Origin of the sequence: Burkholderia sp. Bp8963, assembly GCF_003854275.1 — a bacterium.
Classification (GTDB): domain Bacteria; phylum Pseudomonadota; class Gammaproteobacteria; order Burkholderiales; family Burkholderiaceae; genus Burkholderia.
In genome coordinates this window covers 38,338-55,990 of record NZ_QTQP01000011.1, presented here as the reverse complement: position 1 = coordinate 55,990, position 17,653 = coordinate 38,338, and the positions used below count along the sequence as shown (strand labels likewise).

The window sequence follows — 17,653 nt, the reverse complement described above, 5'->3', positions numbered from 1 at the left end:
CGTCCCGGTCAACGTCCGCCCACGCTCACATGTGCTCGCCGATACTCGATCGGGGTCTTGCCGAAGTGCTGGCGAAACAGACGCGCGAGGTACTCGCCGCTCCCGAGCCCGCACCGTCGCGCGATCGAGTCTGCCGGAAGTCCCGTGCATTCAAGCATCGTGCACGCGCGCGCCAGCCGGACATGCATCAGATAGGCACTCGGCGTCTTGCCGATTTCGCGCGCGAAGTGGCGCAGCAGCGTGCGTTCGCTCATCGCAACGAGGTCGGCAGCCTGTCGCATCTTGACGGGCCTGTCGTAGTTGAGCGCAATCCAGTCGGCCACATGCTGCATCTTCTCCGACATGGGCCGCTCGTTCAGCGGAATATTCATTGCGGCGTGTTTGATCGGCCCGCCGTTGCGGCCAAGGTTGTCAGTCATTGCCTGCGCTCGCGGCGCACTGCTCGACGGATGTGCTTCGCAATCCGTATCGTCTGTCGGGAGGCGGTTCCAGGCCGGAAACGTCGAGAACCGCATGTCCGAGGTGAATGGCATCGAGAATATCGTCCTGTCGTTGTCGAGCACGTATTGTCGACGCCCGTTCGGACATACCGTGTCCCGATACCGGAGGCGATGCTGCATCACCGGAGGCCGTGTGGCATCGCGCCTCCCGCAAGCAATTCCAGCCGGGAATCGGATGCCCGAGCGCGACCTGCACGTCGGCAACGTCACCGTCCGGCCCATTGCGACACGAAATGTCGCGACAGACAGCTATCCTCCAACCGGATTCAACGCAACACGCTTGCGCGACCCGCGCCGGCGAAACACGCATGCACAGCAACGGAGAGATCATCATGCTGAACAACAATTCACCGCTCGAGAGCCTGGCCGCATTTGCAATCACGTTCGCGGTCGGAGTACTTTCGACGGTCGCGTTGGGCAAGTATATCGAGAAGGTGCGCCGCGATGCCGCGAACGGCGCAAACGGTGCATCACACGCGGCCTGACCGCCCGGTTGAGGTCCGCACCATGCCCATTCCCGCCCGCCCGATCAGGATGACCTGCCGCGCGTGCGGCTGGCATCGCGTCTTCCGGCCGCGCAGCGACGTGATCATCGCCCCGCCCGAATGTCCTGCATGCGGCAGCGCCGACCTGGATATCCGTCCGGCGGGGCCGCTCGACGCGCCGTCTTCGCTGCTCGACCATCTGCTGCGTTGCCTGAAGCGCTTGGCGCGCAAGAGGCGTTGACCAGGAAGCCCTCAAGAATATCCGTCGCCGGTCGATATACCGAGATCGACTCTTTGCGAGCAACGCTTACCCGTCATGTCCGATCTCGATCGCGAAATCATGCGCGTGCTGCCCGACGCGGCGACGCACAACGACTACATCAGCACCCCCGACATTCATCGATGGCTTTCCCAGAACGCGCTGGACACGCCAACCGTAAGGACGATCAACCGGCGCCTCGCGAAGCTCGAGCAAGACGGCCTCGTCGAAGTGCTGGAGCGCGGCACGGCGCTGGTGTGGCGCAAGAAAGCCGGCGCGAGCGGCATGGCCGCGAAGGCGGGCTCGATGATGACGTTCGACGAGGCGCTCGCGCTGCAGACGTTACGGCGCTTTTCGTCACGACAGATTCCGGAGCTGGTGGCCGAATCGCTGTCGTCGATGTTCAGCGTCGCCGACGCACGGCTGAAGCGGACGAGCAATGAAACCGAGCGACGTTACTCGCGCTGGGCGAGCAAGGTTGCGGTCGAAAGTGGTGGCTTCGCGCTGCATTATCCGGTCATCGACCGGGAACTGTTCGCGATCGTGTCGCGCGCGCTTTTCGAAGAACGCAAGCTCGAAATCGTCTACCGCCCGCGCCACAACACCGACAACGACCGGGCGAAGGTCATCCTGCCGCTCGGATTCGTCGAGGTCGGCGGGCTCGTGTACCTGGTGGGCGGCACGCCGGGCAAGGCCGAACCGACGATGTACCGGATGGATCGCTTCACGCGCGCCAGCGCGCTGCTCGAAACCTTCGACTATCCGTCGACCTTTTCGCTCGATGACTATGTGAAGCAGCAGCGTCGCTTCGATTTCATGGTCGAGAAGGAGGTGACGCTCAAGCTGAAGTTCGTCGAAGGGGCAGGGGAGCATCTGCTCGAAGCGCCCATGGCGAAGGATCAGGCGCATACGCGCAAGGGCGACGCGCTGTTCATTCACGGCACGGTGCTGTTGAGCCAGCGGTTGCGGTGGTGGCTGCGCTCGTTCGGGCCGAACGTCGAGGTGCTTGCGCCCGCCGGCTTGCGCGCCGAGTTCGAGAAGGAGGCGAGCGAGCTGGCCCGCATGTATGGCAAGTCGGCGAGCCCAGGCCGCGCCGACGCAGCCGGGCAGCCGGAATGACCGCGTGACGCGCAGCGACGTGCGCCGCAAGTCGAGACGACCGGGCGGGGCGCGACCTCCCGCCCGCGACTGTCGTCCGACTGCGGCCCGACTGCCGCACGAGGCCGTTCAGGCCAGGTCCAATTGGCCTGCAATCAGGCGCATGAGCGTGCGTCGTACCGGCGCCTGCGTCTCCCGACGCGGTGCCGCGCAAGCGGCGATCAACTGGCCGAGCCGCGCGAGCGCGGTAGCCGGCGGCAACGCGCCGGCGACGACCCAGTGCCCGATGCGCTCGTCCGGCATCTGATCCGCGTCACCGATCAGAAGTGCGAGCTCGGTGCCGCATGCCGCGAGCGATTGCCTCAGCGCATAGTTCGCCCCCACGCTGTTCCAGCAAAACTGACCGGGCGCTGCCGGCGCCGGCCTCACGACGTGGACCACGATATCCGCGCCGGGCGCCCGTCGATCAGTCGCGATCCCCCACGCGATCGTGCGATCCAGCGTGGGCAGCGCATGGATCCACGACTGGACGGTGCGTGCATCGAATCCCCACGGGCGCAATGCGATGCGCAGCGGTGCGCGTTCGTTGCGGTGGCAACGAGCGAGTCGCGCCATGTCGGCGCGCTCGACGCTCGCCGGTTTCGTCATGCGGGTATTCACGTGTGCATCTCCTGTTCCTGACTCTGACGCACAGTGTGCGACGTGCTTGCGACATACGTTGTCGCAAGCGAAACATTCGCTTCCAGGACGTACCACGTAACGTTGCCGTCATCATTCTTTCAATGACCCAACGCGCGCATTCGGCCGCTTGCGGATGTAAGCGACGTGCTCGAACCCGATCCGTAACCCGCGATCGAGACAGCGATTGTCCTGAACGCGATGCATCATGCAACGAAGCAAAAGGAGTCGCGATGAAGGAACTGACGCTTCACCCGGGCGGTACGCTCGAATACGTGCAGTGGGTGCAGGACGAAGACGCGGAAGAAGGGGCCTACGTGCCGGTCGATGTGTCGAACAGTGCGGCCGCGTACGCGATGGAACCCGTGCGCTTCGTCGGCGAGATTTGCGTGCGGGACATCTTTGCGTTGCTCGAACGCAATCCGGTGCTGGTCGAGATGTTCCGGCGCCTGCATTCGGCCGCATACCTGCAGGAAGCCCGCCACGGTCATGCGGTTCCGTACACGGGCGAGTACGACCCGGAAGGTATCGAATATCTCGAGCTGTTTCATGACTGGGAACTGGACCCGCAAACGAACGCACTGGATGGCACTCATAGGCTGTGGGTCTGCGGAGTGGGATACGAACTGCGGGACGATGTACTGGAAGACGGCCATCTCCGCTATGCGAAGGGAACCCGTATCCGCTGGGCAGTCACATATTCGCCGCTTCCCCAGATCATCAATCTTCCGCTGCGCGTCAACCCCGACGCAAACGTGACCGGCAGCCGCGACGTTACGCAGACGCTTCATGCGTTCCAAGTGCCGAATCCGACACTCTTGCAGGTCATTCATGCGGTGCTGTGGGAATTGTCCTGGGCCGGCAGCCCGCAGCAGACGGAGGAATTCGTCGCATTGCTGCGGGCGGCGGACGATGACGCGAACGCGGCAGAACCGGTTCCGGCGGACGAATTCATCCGGATGCTCGGGCGAACGCAGGAAGGCTAGCCCCTGGTTTGGGACGCTGATCTGGCGAGCACACGAATAGAAGCAGCCGACATCCCCGCGCTGGCGACAGGCGCCACGCACAACCCGCATTAAAGAATTCGCGGCGCCTGCCGTCAATTCGTTCGCGGCGCGTCGAACGCGCACCGCCCGCACCGTCGTCTCGCACCGGCCTTTGGCCAGCCTTGCCTGGCCGACCCCGCGCCGCGGTGTGTCGACGGACGCGCGCTGCACGCCCCAATTCAAGACCACGCGTCATTCGCGAACGGATCGTGGCGACGTGTCGATCACGTCGGCCGCGCCGTTCGCCAGCGCTCATGGAGCCATCCTTGATTTCGAATTTCATTTCCCCGGCGCTGATGCTGATCCATGGCAACCGATCCGAGCGGCTGCGCGACCTGCTCGTCGAGTGGATCAAGCATTACCCGCTCGCCCCGCTCGAGAGCGAGACGATTCTCGTCCAGAGCAACGGCATCGCGCAGTGGCTGAAGCTCGCGCTTGCCGCCGATCGCGATCCGGCAAGCGGCGAAGGCGGCTGCGGGATCGCCGCCGCGCTCGATGTCTCGCTGCCGTCACGCTTCGTCTGGCACGCATATCGCGCGGTGCTGGGCGCCGACTCGGTTGCTGAAGTGTCGCCGTTCGACAAGTCGCGGCTCGTGTGGCGCCTGATGCGCGTGTTGCCCGCACTGGTCGACCGTCCCGCGTTCGCACCGCTCAGGCGCTTCATCAGCGACGACGACGATCGGCGCAAGCGGTTCCAGCTCGCCGAGCGCCTCGCGGACCTGTTCGACCAGTATCAGATGTATCGCGCCGACTGGCTGGCGCGCTGGGCGGACGGCGACGCGGTCGTGCTCGATGCGCACGGCGGGGAACAGGCATTGCCCGACGAGCAGCGCTGGCAGGCCGCGCTATGGTACGAACTGGTGAACGACGTGGCGAACGCGCCGGGCGGTGTCGCGTCCCCGGAGATTTCGTCGAAAGGCGGGCGGGCTGCGGTGCACGCAGCGTTCATGAGCAGGATCGCAAACTGGGACGAAGACGGGGACAAAGACGGGAACGACGGCCGGCGCCCGACGGGCATTCCGCGGCGCATCGTGATCTTCGGCATTTCGAGCCTGCCGCACCAGTTGCTCGAAGCGTTGGCCGCACTCGCGCGCTGGAGTCAGGTGATGATGTGCGTGGCCAATCCGTGCGCGCATTACTGGGCCGACATCGTGCCCGACCGCGACCTGCTGGGCCGGCACCAGGCGCGTCAGCAACGGCGCGCGGGCATGCCCGCCGAGCTCGACCTCGACACGCTCCACTTGCACGCCCATCCGCTGCTCGCGTCGTGGGGCAAGCAGGGGCGCGACTTCATCGGCCTGCTCGACGAGTTCGACAGCGCCGATGCGCGCGAGCATTACGGTCCGCAATTCGTGCGCATCGGCCAGCGCATCGACCTGTTCGAGCCGCGCGACGCGTCGACGCTGCTGCAGCAGTTGCAGGACGATATCCGCGATCTGCGCCCGCTGCGCGAGACCCGGGACGAGTGGCCGGCCGTCGATCCGACGACGGACGAATCGATCCGCTTTCACGTCGTGCACAGTGCGCAGCGCGAAGTCGAGATCCTGCACGACCAGCTGCTCGCGGCGTTCAACGCCGACCCGAGCCTGCGGCCGCAGGACATCGTCGTGATGGTGCCGGATATCGAAGCCTACGCACCGCACGTGCAGGCCGTGTTCGGCCTGCTCGACCGAAGCGATCCGCGCCACATCCCGTTCAGCGTGGCCGATCGCGGCCAGCGCAAGGCCGATCCGCTGATCGGTGCGCTCGACATGCTGCTCGGGCTGCCGAATTCGCGCGTCGCGGTCAGCGATCTGCTCGACCTGCTCGACGTGCCGGCGCTGCGCACGCGTTTCGGCATCGCTGAAGCCGACCTGCCGAAACTCCGTGCGTGGATCCGCGGTGCCAATATCCGCTGGGGCTTGCACGCGGAGCAGCGCGCGAGCCTCGGGCTGCCGCTCGACGAGCAGGCCGCGGCGCCCCATACCTGGGCGTTCGGCCTGCGGCGCATGCTGCTCGGCTATGCGGTCGGCAGCGAAGCCGGCGCGTGGCACGACATCGAACCGTTCGACGAGGTGGGCGGACTCGACGCGGCGCTGCTCGGCCCGCTCGTCAGGCTGATCGATGCGCTCGACCACGCATGGCGCACGCTCGCCGAGCCGGCGACCGTCCCGGACTGGTGCGAGCGGCTGCGCGCGCTGAAGCAGACGTTCTTCAGCGCGCACGACGGTGACGACGCCTATACGCTCGCGCGCCTCGACAACGTGCTGCAGACCTGGCTCGATGCGTGCACCGAGGCGCGCCTGACCGACGTGCTGCCGCTGTCCGTCGTCAGCGACTACTGGCTGGGCCAGCTGGACGAGGGCGGGCTCTCGCAGCGCTTCTTCGCCGGCGCGGTGACGTTCGCGACGTTGATGCCGATGCGGGCGATTCCGTTCCGTCGCGTGTGCCTGCTCGGCATGAACGACGGGGACTATCCGCGCGCGCGCGTGCCGATGGATTTCGACCTGATGCGCCTGCATTACCGGCCGGGCGACCGCTCGCGTCGCGAGGACGACCGGTATCTGCTGCTCGAGGCGCTGCTGTCGGCGCGCGACCATCTTCACGTGTCGTGGGTCGGGCGCAGCATTACCGATAACGGCGTGCGGCCGCCGTCGGTACTGGTCGGCCAGCTGCGCGACCATCTCGCCGCCGGGTGGCGTCTCGCCGGCGCGAGCGGCGGCGGTCGCGATGCAAGCGATGCACCCGATGCACTCGTCAATGCACTGACGGTCGAGCATCCGCTGCAACCGTTCAGCGTCGCGTATTTCCCGCCCGGCGCGAACGCGTCGGCGCTGTTCACGTACGCCGCCGAATGGCGCGACGCGCCACTCGCGAGTCGCGACCCCGCGCCGTCGGCGGCGACGCACGTGCCGGCAATCGTCCGCGACGATCCGTTGTCGCTTCGCGAACTCGCGGATTTCCTGAAGAACCCGGTCAAGACCTTTTTCAGTCAGCGCCTGCGCGTGGCGCTGGACATCGAGGAGTCCGCCGTCGACGACGAGGAACCGTTCGAGCTCGATGCGCTCGACACGTGGAAGCTGCAGGACGAGCTGATCGGCGTGCAGGCTGCAGAAATGCACGACGACGATGCGATCGTCGCCGCACGACACGCATGCATGGCCGCCATCCGCCGGCGCGGCGACGTCGTGCCGGGTGGTTTCGGCGATCTCGCGAGCGTAGCGTTGCTCGAGCCGATGGACGACCTGTTCGCCGCCTACCGCGAACAACTCACACGATGGCCGGTGGCCATCGACGGCGAATGCGAGGTCGCATTTCAGATCGCCGGCGAAAGCCAGGCGCCTGGCCTCGCCGACTGGCTCGGTCAATGGCGCGCCGACCGCGAAGGCAAGCGTGCGCGACTGTTGCTCGAGACGAGTGCGCTCGTCGACAAGAGCGCGTATCGATACGACAAGCTCGTCGGACATTGGGTCCGGCATCTGGCCGCGAATCTCGCGGGCCGGCCGGTGACGACCATGATCGTCAGCAAGAAGGGCAGTGTCGAGTTGAGACCGCTCGCCGGCGGCGAGGCGGAAGTGCATCTTGCCGCGTTGCTGAATGCGTGGGAGGCCGGGATGCGCGAGCCGCTGCCGCTCGCGGCAACGACGGCTTTCGCGTGGCTGCTCCAGTGCTTCGGCAAGGACGGCAACGGCGCGCCGTCGGAAGAAACCCGGGCCGCCGCCCGGAAAGCCGCACATTCGAAGTACGAGGGCGACGCATACAACAAGGGCGAAGTCGGCAAGAGCGCGAGCCTGGGCCGCGCGTTTCCGGATTTCGATGCGTTGACCGCGGACGGCCGGTTCGACGCGCTGGCTGAGTCCCTGCTGTTGCCGATGCTGCGCGCAATCGTCAGGAGGGAAAGAAGAGAAACGAGGACTGAAAAGGCCGCGCGCGACGCGGCAGGAGCCAACGAATGAACGTGTCGATGCCAACCCTGACCGCAACGCAAGCGATGCAAGCGCCACAGCCGCTCGACCCGCTGCGCTTCCCGCTGTCCGGCCGCAGCCTGATCGAAGCCAGCGCCGGCACCGGCAAGACCTTTACGATCGCGATGCTGTACGTGCGTCTGGTGCTCGGACACGAGCCGTCGGCTGCGCAACCGAAACCGCTGACGCCGCCCGAAATTCTCGTCGTCACGTTCACGGATGCCGCGACCAAGGAGTTGCGCGACCGGATCCGCGCGCGGCTGAACGAAGCCGCGGCCTGTTTTCAGGTCGCGCCCGATGCGGTGAAACCGCTCGACGCCGGCAAGACGGACCTGCTCCACGCGCTGCGCAGCGAATATCCGCCCGCGGACTGGCCCGCATGTGCACGCAGGCTGCAACTCGCGGCCGAGTGGATGGACGACGCGGCTGTCTCGACGATCCACGGCTGGTGCAACCGCATGTTGCGCGAACACGCGTTCGACAGCGACAGCCTGTTCAGCCAGACGCTCGAAACGGACCAGGGCGAACTGATGGCCGAGGTCGTGCGGGACTACTGGCGCACGTTCATGGCCCCCCTCGACGCGAGCGATGCAGCGGCCGTTGCGGAGTGGATTCCGGGCCCCCGTGCATTGCAGTCGCAACTGCGCAACCTGCTGGCGCTCGCGTCGCAGTTGCCGGCCGCTGCCGCGCCCGAAGCGTCGCTGAAGGCGTCGCGCGACGAGCGCGCGATCTGCCTCGCCCGCATCAAGGCGCCGTGGCATGCATGGCCCGACGGGATGACGGCCGTGCTCGATCACGCGCGGGATCAAAAGCATTTCAGGCCCGCGAACATGCGCAAGGCCGACTGTGACCGCTGGACCAACGCGCTGCGGGAATGGGCCAACGATCCGGCGAGCGAGAAGCCGTCGCTCAATAGCGGCTGGAGCAAGCTGACGCCGGGCGGACTCAAGGAAGTGTGCGCAGAAGGCGCCCCGGTTCCGGCGCATCCGGGGTTCGTCGCGCTCGAGACGCTGAACGCCGAACTCGACGCGCTGCCGACGGCCCGCGCCGCCGTGCTGTCGCATGCCGCGCAATGGGTGGCCGAACGCTTTGCGGCGGAACAGGCACGCCGCGCGCAAATGGGTTTCGACGACCTGCTGACACGACTCGACGCGGCGCTGCACGGCCCGAACGGCGAGCGTCTTGCGGAAGTGATTCGTCAGCAGTTTCCGGTCGCGCTGATCGACGAGTTTCAGGACACCGATCCCGTCCAGTACCGCATCTTCGATGCCGTGTACCGCGCGGAAGCCGCCGCAGCGTGGCGCGCGCTGATCCTGATCGGCGATCCGAAGCAGGCCATCTACGCGTTTCGCGGCGCCGATATCCATACGTATCTTGCCGCACGGCGCTCGTGCGACGGCCGGCTCCATACGCTCGCGAAGAACTTCCGCTCGAGCGACGCAATGGTCGACGCGACGAACCACTGCTTCGATGTCGCGGAAGCGCGCGCCGGCGAAGGCGCATTCCTGTTCCGGCGCAACGGCGACAACCCCGTGCCATTCTCCGCCGTCAGCGCGCAAGGCCGCGCCGACACGTTCGTCGTGAACGGCGCCGCCCCGCGGGCGTTGACCGCCTGGTGGCTGCCGCCCGCCGACGACGGCAAGCCGACGACCAAGACCGCGTATCTGGACCGAATCGCGGCGGGTTGCGCGACGGAGATGGTGCGCCTGCTCAACCTGGGTCAACGTGGCGATGCGGGTTTTGCCAGCGACAACGGACTGCAGCCGCTGCGGCCGGCCGACATCGCGGTGCTCGTCAACAACCGTGGCGAGGCCGACGCGATCCGCGGCGCGCTGGCGGCGCGCAACGTGCGATCGGTCTATCTGTCCGACCGGAGCTCCGTGTTCCAGAGCGCGCAGGCAGCCGAGCTGCAACACTGGCTCGCCGCGTGTGCGGACCCCGACGACGGACGGCTCGTGCGCACCGCGCTCTCGACGGCCACGCTCGGGTTGAGCTGGGCGGAACTCGACGCGCGCTTCGGCAACGAGATCGCGTGGGAGGCGTGCGTGCTGCAGTTCCGCGGCTATCACGAATGCTGGCGGCGTCAGGGCGTGCTGCCGATGCTGCGCCGGTTCCTGAACGATTTCGGCGTGCCCGCGCGCCTGCTCGGCACGCATGCGGACGGCCGCCAGGGTGTGGCGGGCGGCGAGCGAATCCTGACGGATCTGCTGCATCTGGCCGAACTGCTGCAGCAGGCGAGCGCGATGATCGACGGCCTGCACGGCCAGATCCGTTATCTGGCTGATCAGCGTGCCGCGTCGGACGACAGCGATGCCGGCAGCGACGCGGTTCAGACGCGCCTCGAGAGTGACGGCGATCTCGTCAAGGTCGTGACGATCCACAAATCGAAGGGGCTCGAATATCCGCTCGTGTTTCTTCCGTTCGCGTGCGCGCACCGCCCGGCGAAAGCGACGGACATGCCGCTCAAATGGCACGACGAACACGACGAGTTGCGCGTGTCGCTGGACGGCGAGAGCGGTGTGCTGGACCGGGTTGACCACGAACGCCTCGGCGAGGATCTGCGCAAGCTCTACGTGGCACTGACCCGCGCCTGTCACGCGACGTGGATCGGCATGGCGCCGCTCGACGAACTCGAACGTACGGCGATCGGCTACCTGGTCTGCGGCGGGCAGCCGCTCGCGGCCGGCGAGCTGGAAAGCCGTCTGCAAACGGTACTCGGCGCTTCGGCGAACATAGCCGTCGTTCCCGCGCCAGACCCCGGCGACGAGCGATTCGCGCCGCGTGCCGACGAAGCGTGCCACGGCGCCGCGCGGCAGTCGGCGCGCGTGGTGCGCGAACCGTGGTGGATCGCCAGCTATTCGAGCCTCAGGACGACCGGACAAAGCCATCGCGAGCACACTGTGCCGGACACGCCGGGCGAAGACGGATTCAACGAGGCGAGCGACGCCGAGCGCGACGTCGACGACGAACAGGCCGCGCAAGCGCTGCGCGATGCGCTGATGTCGCATGCGAACGCCAGCACGTTGCACGATTTCCCGCGCGGATCGGAGCAGGGCAGCTTCCTGCACGATCTGCTCGAATGGGCTGCGGCACACGGATTCGCACGGGTCGCTGACGATCGCGACGCGCTGCGCGAAGTGGTTGCGCGACGCTGCAGCGTGCGCGGCTGGGCGCGCTGGATCGAACCGCTGACCGATTGGGTCAGGCAAATCGTGTCGACACCGTTCGTGCTGACGGGCGGGCACGGGATCGAGCCGACGTCGATCGCGTTGTCGGCGCTTTCGACGTCGGTCGGTGAAATGGAGTTCTGGTTCGCCGCGCAGCACGTCGATACGGCGGTGCTCGACCGGCTCGTGTGCGCACACACGCTGGACGGGGCCGAGCGTCCGCCGCTCGAGCCTGCGACGCTGAACGGGATGCTGAAGGGCTTCATGGATCTCGTGTTCGAGCACGAGGGCCGCTATTACGTTGCCGATTACAAGTCGAACTGGCTGGGCGCCGACGATACGGGCTATACGACGGAGAAGATCCGCGCGCAGATGCTGCGTTCGCGCTACGAGCTGCAATACGTGCTGTATCTGCTCGCGCTGCATCGCCTGCTGAAGGCGCGGTTGCCGGATTACGACTATGACGAACATGTCGGCGGCGCGATCTACCTGTTCCTGCGCGGCCTGAATGCGTCGACCCAGGGCGTGTACGCCGAGCGGCCGCCGCGCGAACTGATCGAACGGCTGGACGCGCTCTTTGCGGGCACAGCCTACATTCAACATCCTGAAGCGGAAGTCCAATGAACGCGACGTTTTCCGATGCGCCGGTTGCGGCGCGTCACGACCCGGCCTCCCGCGAGCAGATGGAGCAGTTGCTTGCCGAATGGGTCGCATGCGGGTGGTTGCGTGAGGTCGATGCGGCGTTCGCGCGTTTCCTCGCGCACGAGGCGCCGGATGCGCACGCGCTGCTGCTGCTCGCCGCCGCGCTTGCGAGCCACCAGCTGGGGCGCGGTCACGCGTGTCTCGATCTGCAAGCGACGCTCGCCGATCCGGCTTTCGTGCTGTCGCTGCCGCCCGACGGTCTTGGGCCGCGCGATACCGATGCGGCCGTCGTGCTGCCGTCGCACGTGCTGGCCGGTGTCACGCTCGCGCACTGGCAGGCCGCGCTTGCGCACGGCGATCTCGTCGGCGACGGAGCCGGCGCGACGCCGCTGGTGCTGACGGGCACGCGGCTGTATTTGCGCCGCTACTGGCACTATGAGCAGCGCGTATGCGGCGCGCTCGACGAACGGCTCGCGATGTCGGCGCAGCTCGGCGACGCGTTGCCCGACGACCGGCTGCGCGATGCCCTTCGCACGCTGTTCCCGCTTCGGCAAGCGTCCGCCGGCGAGGCTCCCGAGCCGCGCGCTGACTGGCAGAAACTCGCGTGCGCGCTCGCGGCGCGCAGCGCGTTCAGCGTCATCACGGGCGGCCCCGGCACGGGCAAGACGACAACGGTCGTCAAGCTGCTCGCGTTGTTGCAGTCGCTCGCGCTGATGGCCGACAGCGACGGGCGAGCGCTGCGCATTCGTCTCGCGGCGCCCACCGGCAAGGCCGCCGCGCGCCTGAACGAGTCGATCGCGGGGGCGGTCGCGCAATTGCCGCTCGACGGCTTCCCGCACGGCGCCGCAGTCCGCGCGGCGATTCCGGTGTCCGTGACGACGCTGCATCGGCTCCTCGGCACGCGCCCCGACTCGCGGCGCTTCCGGCATCACGCAGGCAATCCGCTGTCGCTCGACGTGCTCGTGATCGACGAAGCGTCGATGGTCGACCTCGAAATGATGCATGCGGTGCTGTCGGCACTGCCCGCGCGCGCTCGGCTGATCCTGCTCGGCGACAAGGACCAGCTCGCGTCGGTGGAGGCGGGCGCCGTGCTGGGCGAGCTGTGCCAGCGCGCGCGTGCAGGACATTACACGCCGCAAACGCAAGCCTGGCTGCAGCAGGTGACGGACGAGCAGGTCGGCGAGAAGCTCGTCGATCCGGCCGGCAGCGCGCTCGACCAGTCGATCGCGATGCTGCGTTTCAGCCACCGTTTTTCGGAGAACAGCGGAATCGGCAAACTGGCCGAGGCCGTCAACTCGGGCGAGCAGGCCAAAGTTGCCGAGGTATGGGCGCATGGTTACGCCGATCTCGCGCTGCTCGACTGCTCGGAGAAGAGCGACGCGGCGCTCGGCGCGCTGGTCGTGGACGGCGTCGCCGGTGACGCCGCCGACAGCGGATCGATGGACGGGAACGGCCGGCACGGCTATCGCCACTACTTGCAGACGCTTCGCCAGGAGAAGCCGTCACCGGGTGCGGACCCGGCGAGCTTCGACCGGTGGGCGAACGCCGTGCTCGATGCGCATGGCGAATTCCAGCTCCTGTGCGCATTGCGTCGCGGCCCGTGGGGCGTCGAAGGGCTGAACCGGCGCGTCGAGCGTCTGCTTCATGCGGCGAACCTGATTGCACCCGCCGGCGAATGGTATCTGGGGCGCCCGGTGCTCGTCACGCGCAACGACTACGAACTCGGCCTGATGAACGGCGACATCGGCATCACGCTCGCGCTTCCCGCGCCGGACGGCGAGATGCGCCTGCGTGTCGCATTTGCGGCGGGTGACGGATCAGGGCGGATCAAGTGGGTGCTGCCGAGCCGCCTGCAGGCCGTCGAGACCGTGTTCGCGCTCACCGTGCACAAATCGCAAGGCTCGGAGTTTGCACACGCGGCGCTGGTTCTGCCCGACACGCTGAGCCCCGTGCTCACGCGAGAGCTCGTGTACACGGGCATCACGCGTGCACGCAGCTTCCTGACGATCGCGAACGCGGGCGGGCGATCGATCATCGAGCAGGCCGTGGAGAAGTGCGTACTGCGCGCGAGTGGTCTGTCGGCCGGGTTTGACGTGCGGTGAATACCATCTACATCGCTGAGGAAAGAAATCAATGGATCGCAAAGCATTTCTCGAGCAATCTCACGTCGCGGAGTTCGTGACCTGGCTCGTCGAGCATCTGCCGACACTGCCTGTGCACTTGCGTTTTGCCAGCAGCAAGTTCGTTCCGGGCGGGCTCGATATCCGCGTGAACGGTATCGAAGCCGTTCTCGCGCAATACTGCTGGCGCAGTGCGTGGATCGATCCGGATACGGAGCGACGGATCGAATCGCAGGACTGGGAAACGACGCGCGCGACGCTCCAGCGCTTGAGCGTCATGCTGCGCGAGGCCGTTGCCAAAGGCGACGACGAGCGAGCTGGCGCGGTGGCGCGCGAGATATTGCGCTGGGGCGGCGTGTTCAGTGCGATTCCGTTCATCGAGTCGAAGGTGCGGCAACGCGCATTCTGCGCGTACCTGAAGTCGCTTGCGCCGCTGTTCGCGCTGGATGGCTCACAGACGACCGACGACTTGCACGCGCGCAATGTCGAGCGCTTCGACGCCGGGCTGACCAAGGTGCATGCGCTGTTCGATACGACCGGATCGCCGATCTACGACAGCCGCGTCGGTGCCGCATTGGCGATGCTCTACGAGCTGTTTCGGCGAGATGCCGAACGCATCGGCGTCCGGTACGATCCGCTCGGCTTCCCGTCGGGACAGGCGCGCGGCGCGCAGATTCGCAATCCGGGGGATCTGGGATTCGCGGCAGCGCCGCAGTTCTACACGAATCAGATGCCGCGCGAGCGTTGGGCAGGCTGGCAAGTGCGCGCAGGCTGGATCATCCGTGCTGTGCTCGAACGAAAGGCGTTGTTTGCGAGCGAGCCGCACGTCGACGGTGCGGACCTGATCGCGGCGCAGTGTCATGCGTTCGAAGCGGCGCTATTCATGATCGGATATGACATCCGGAGCGTGGCTGGCAGCGGTAGTGGCGTGGGTGAGGGCGGTGCGATCGTCATCCCTGACGACGCGCCGATGGTGCCGGGCGAAGGCGGAAACTTCGTGCCGACGGGGCATCCGTTTAGCAAGGTACTGGGCGCATATTGTGCCTATCGCGAAACCGAGCCGGCGAATCCCGATGCAGACAGCTTCAGGCAATGGCTCAACGCACCGACGCACGCCCTTTTGTACAGTGCGTTCATAAAGAACTTCCGGGCCTACTGTTTTCCGTTCGGCGAACGGGAATTCAATCTGCACGAACGCTCGCTCGAGGAGATCCGGTCGATCGAGGGCAGCGGCAATAGCAACGGCAAGGGCGACCTGATCGCGGCGAACTATGGGGAGCCCGAATTCGTCGCTGGTGACGAGCGCGAACAGGTTTGCCTCGTTTGCGCGGGCCTGGCCGGGTATTGCGAGCTGGCCGAAACGGCAGCCGGCGCGCGCACGCAACGCCTCATCAAGTCAGGCTACGCAGGCACACCCAAATCGGCGGCCACGCTGCTATCCGTCGGCCGGGGCGTCGGCCGGCATTTCGGCTTGCTGGACGAGCAGGACCGCCCGACTGCGCTTTTCTTCCACTTCTTCGGCGACGGTTTCGACGATTTCCGCAACCGGATGGGCGTCGACCGCGACGGCCGCGACCTCGGCCCGCGCTGATCGGCTGCGCTGCATCGGGACAGGAAATGTCCCGATGCGCTGGCAAGATGACGTGATCCTTTTCCACGGAGACACATCATGCCACGCACGATCGAGCATATCGACGCAATCGCGCGCCGCAACGCGCGCGATACGCTTTACGTCACGTTCTTCGACAACCCGGCGCGCGAGCGCTCGCCGTACAACTGGCGGGAACATCCGGCGCGAGACGCGCTCATCGCATGGCTCGACGCGCGCGGCATTGCGTGGACGGAGTGCGGCGAGGTGGCGGACGAGCGCGTGATGCGAAGCTATCGCGGATCGATCTACATCGACCTGCCGTTCGACCGCGACGACGCGACCTACCGCGCGCTCGAAGCATTCCTCGAATATCCGGACGGTTCGCTGCGTTTTCCGCACATGCGCTTCCTCGTGATCGGCCTCGACTACGCACGCAAGAACGCTCACCACGACGAGCCCGGGTTCTGGGATCGCTGGGCCGACAATTTCTGAACGGAGCACAACCTTGAACGACCAAGACAATATCCGCCGCGCGGCGGACTGGATCGCCAACGCAGATGGCATCGTCATCGCGGCGGGCGCAGGCATGAGCGTCGATTCCGGGTTGCCGGACTTTCGCGGCACGGGCGGGCTCTGGACTTCGCTGCTGCCTGCCGGAATGAGCGAGCGCGACGTCGGCTCGCTGACCCAGGGCGACTGCTTCGTCGACAGACCTGTCGACGCGTGGCGATTCTACGGGCGCGCGCTTCAGGTATGCCGGCACGCGAGCCCTCATGCCGGTTACGCGATGCTGCGGCGTTGGGCACAGCGCGCGCGTCACGGCGCGTTCGTGTTCACGAGCAACGTCGACGGCCATTTCCAGTCGGCCGGTTTCGACGAGGACAGGGTGCTCGAATGCCACGGCACGATCAACTTCATGCAATGCGGCGAACCGTGCAGCGACGCGATCTGGTCGACCGGCAACACGATGGGTGATGTCGACGTCGATACGCTCGATGCATCCGGTTTGCCGCGCTGCCACGCATGCGGCGGCCTCGCGCGGCCGAACTTCCTGATGTTCGACGATCAGCGCTGGATCGGCACGCGGACGTCGCGCCAATGGACGCGCATGCAGGATTGGCTCGGCACGGTCGCGCGGCCGGTCGTGATTGAAGCAGGGGCCGGGACCGCCGTGCCGAGCGTGCGGATGTTCGCCGAATCCGTGCGCGGGCCGCTGATCCGCATCAACCTCGACGCCGGCGACGTCACGGTCGATGGCGTCGGGGTCGGCATTCGGGGGCGGGCGCTCGCGGTGCTGAGCGCGATCGACGAGGCAATGCGGGCCAACAGAAGACATGCTAGGATCTCTGCACTCATGTGACTGGCGCATACAGATAGGGCACTATCGGGGAGCGTGAGGTTGTTGGCCGCCGCGCGCCTGGGCATTACCTACTATCTTTGGAGATGGGTTATGCCTGATTTCACGCAATTGCTCATGTTCGGTCTTGTGGCGTTGGGGATGGTGTTAACGCCGGGGCCGAACATGATTTATCTAATTTCCCGCTCAATTTGCCAAGGTAGACGCGCAGGCCTCATTTCGTTGGGAGGCGTTGCTCTGGGCTTTGTGTTCTATATGCTCTGTGCGGCATTCGGAATCACGGCATTCATATTTGCGGTACCTTACGCATACGACACGCTTCGCTTTGGCGGTGCTTTGTACCTTCTGTACCTTGCCTGGCAAGCGGTCAAACCGGGCGGACGGTCCGCGTTTGCAGTGCGCGACCTGCCGGTCGATACTCCAAGGAAGCTCTTTGGCATGGGTTTTGTCACTAACCTGGCGAATCCCAAGATCGCCGTCATGTATCTGTCTCTGCTTCCCCAGTTTATTACGCCAGGACACGGTAGTGTTCTTACCCAATCGCTGGCGCTCGGCAGCGTTCAGATTTCGATCAGCCTCGCTGTGAATGCACTGATCGTCGTGACAGCCGGATCGATATCTATCTTCCTGTCAGGACGGCCGTCGTGGCTGTCGGTGCAGCGCTGGCTGATGGGAGGCGTTCTCACAGGTCTGGCGGTGCGGATGGCATGCGAATCCAGGAAATAGCAACGACTCGCACAGCCTGTACGTCGCTAGCGCGTCCCGC

Annotated in this window: 13 protein-coding genes and 1 riboswitch; of the genes, 11 read left to right on the top strand and 2 right to left on the bottom strand. The window is 66.2% G+C overall.

The genetic code is table 11. The annotated features are described in order from the left end of the window. Positions 1-8 precede the first annotated feature (8 nt). Positions 9-563, bottom strand: a complete 555-nt coding sequence (locus DID96_RS11740) for a helix-turn-helix domain-containing protein (RefSeq protein ID WP_260463858.1) — start codon at positions 561-563, stop codon at positions 9-11. Positions 564-832: 269 nt separating this feature from the next. On the opposite strand from DID96_RS11740, the gene DID96_RS38270 reads away from it, so the two are divergent. The 3 genes from DID96_RS38270 to DID96_RS11730 all read left to right on the top strand — a co-directional run bounded on the left by DID96_RS38270 (position 833) and on the right by DID96_RS11730 (position 2,363). Beyond that, positions 833-985, top strand: coding sequence for a hypothetical protein (locus DID96_RS38270; protein ID WP_185732226.1), 153 nt, complete (start codon positions 833-835; stop codon positions 983-985). A 22-nt stretch (positions 986-1,007) separates the two neighbouring features. Next, entirely contained in the window at positions 1,008-1,226 is a 219-nt protein-coding gene (locus tag DID96_RS11735) for a hypothetical protein (RefSeq protein WP_124599486.1), read from the top strand. Positions 1,227-1,301: 75 nt separating this feature from the next. Continuing rightward, positions 1,302-2,363, top strand: coding sequence for a YafY family protein (locus DID96_RS11730; protein ID WP_124599485.1), 1,062 nt, complete (start codon positions 1,302-1,304; stop codon positions 2,361-2,363). A 108-nt stretch (positions 2,364-2,471) separates the two neighbouring features. On the opposite strand, the gene DID96_RS11725 is transcribed toward DID96_RS11730, so the two are convergent. Then, complete coding sequence (locus tag DID96_RS11725) at positions 2,472-3,002, bottom strand: hypothetical protein (RefSeq protein ID WP_260463857.1); 531 nt, start codon at positions 3,000-3,002, stop codon at positions 2,472-2,474. 251 nt (positions 3,003-3,253) lie between these two features. On the opposite strand from DID96_RS11725, the gene DID96_RS11720 reads away from it, so the two are divergent. The 8 genes from DID96_RS11720 to DID96_RS11685 all read left to right on the top strand — a co-directional run bounded on the left by DID96_RS11720 (position 3,254) and on the right by DID96_RS11685 (position 17,613). Continuing rightward, positions 3,254-4,006 (top strand): hypothetical protein, encoded by a 753-nt coding sequence (locus DID96_RS11720; RefSeq protein ID WP_124599484.1) that lies wholly within the window; start codon positions 3,254-3,256, stop codon positions 4,004-4,006. 326 nt (positions 4,007-4,332) lie between these two features. Continuing rightward, positions 4,333-8,001: an exodeoxyribonuclease V subunit gamma gene (gene recC, locus DID96_RS11715; RefSeq protein ID WP_260463856.1), complete on the top strand. Its 3,669-nt coding sequence runs from the start codon at positions 4,333-4,335 to the stop codon at positions 7,999-8,001. An 8-nt stretch (positions 8,002-8,009) separates the two neighbouring features. After that, complete coding sequence (recB, locus tag DID96_RS11710) at positions 8,010-11,801, top strand: exodeoxyribonuclease V subunit beta (RefSeq protein WP_124599483.1); 3,792 nt, start codon at positions 8,010-8,012, stop codon at positions 11,799-11,801. Further along, the gene (gene recD, locus DID96_RS11705; protein WP_124599482.1) at positions 11,798-13,921 is read left to right on the top strand and encodes an exodeoxyribonuclease V subunit alpha; all 2,124 of its coding nucleotides are present in this window, start codon (positions 11,798-11,800) and stop codon (positions 13,919-13,921) included. The genes recB and recD overlap by 4 nt, the downstream gene beginning before the upstream one ends. Positions 13,922-13,952: 31 nt before the next feature. Continuing rightward, a complete protein-coding gene (locus DID96_RS11700; protein WP_124599481.1) occupies positions 13,953-15,530 on the top strand; it encodes a hypothetical protein in 1,578 nt (525 codons plus the stop codon). Positions 15,531-15,608: 78 nt separating this feature from the next. Then, the gene (locus DID96_RS11695; RefSeq protein WP_124599480.1) at positions 15,609-16,022 is read left to right on the top strand and encodes a hypothetical protein; all 414 of its coding nucleotides are present in this window, start codon (positions 15,609-15,611) and stop codon (positions 16,020-16,022) included. Positions 16,023-16,035: 13 nt separating this feature from the next. After that, positions 16,036-16,890 carry a Sir2 family NAD-dependent protein deacetylase gene (locus DID96_RS11690; protein WP_124599479.1) on the top strand — a complete coding sequence of 285 codons (855 nt, stop codon included), beginning with the start codon at positions 16,036-16,038 and terminating at the stop codon, positions 16,888-16,890. After that, positions 16,877-16,960, top strand: a riboswitch (ZMP/ZTP riboswitch). It overlaps the preceding gene by 14 nt. A gap of 20 nt (positions 16,961-16,980) precedes the next feature. Beyond that, on the top strand, positions 16,981-17,613 hold the full coding sequence (locus DID96_RS11685; RefSeq protein WP_124599478.1) for a LysE family translocator: 633 nt from the start codon (positions 16,981-16,983) through the stop codon (positions 17,611-17,613). Positions 17,614-17,653: the final 40 nt, after the last annotated feature.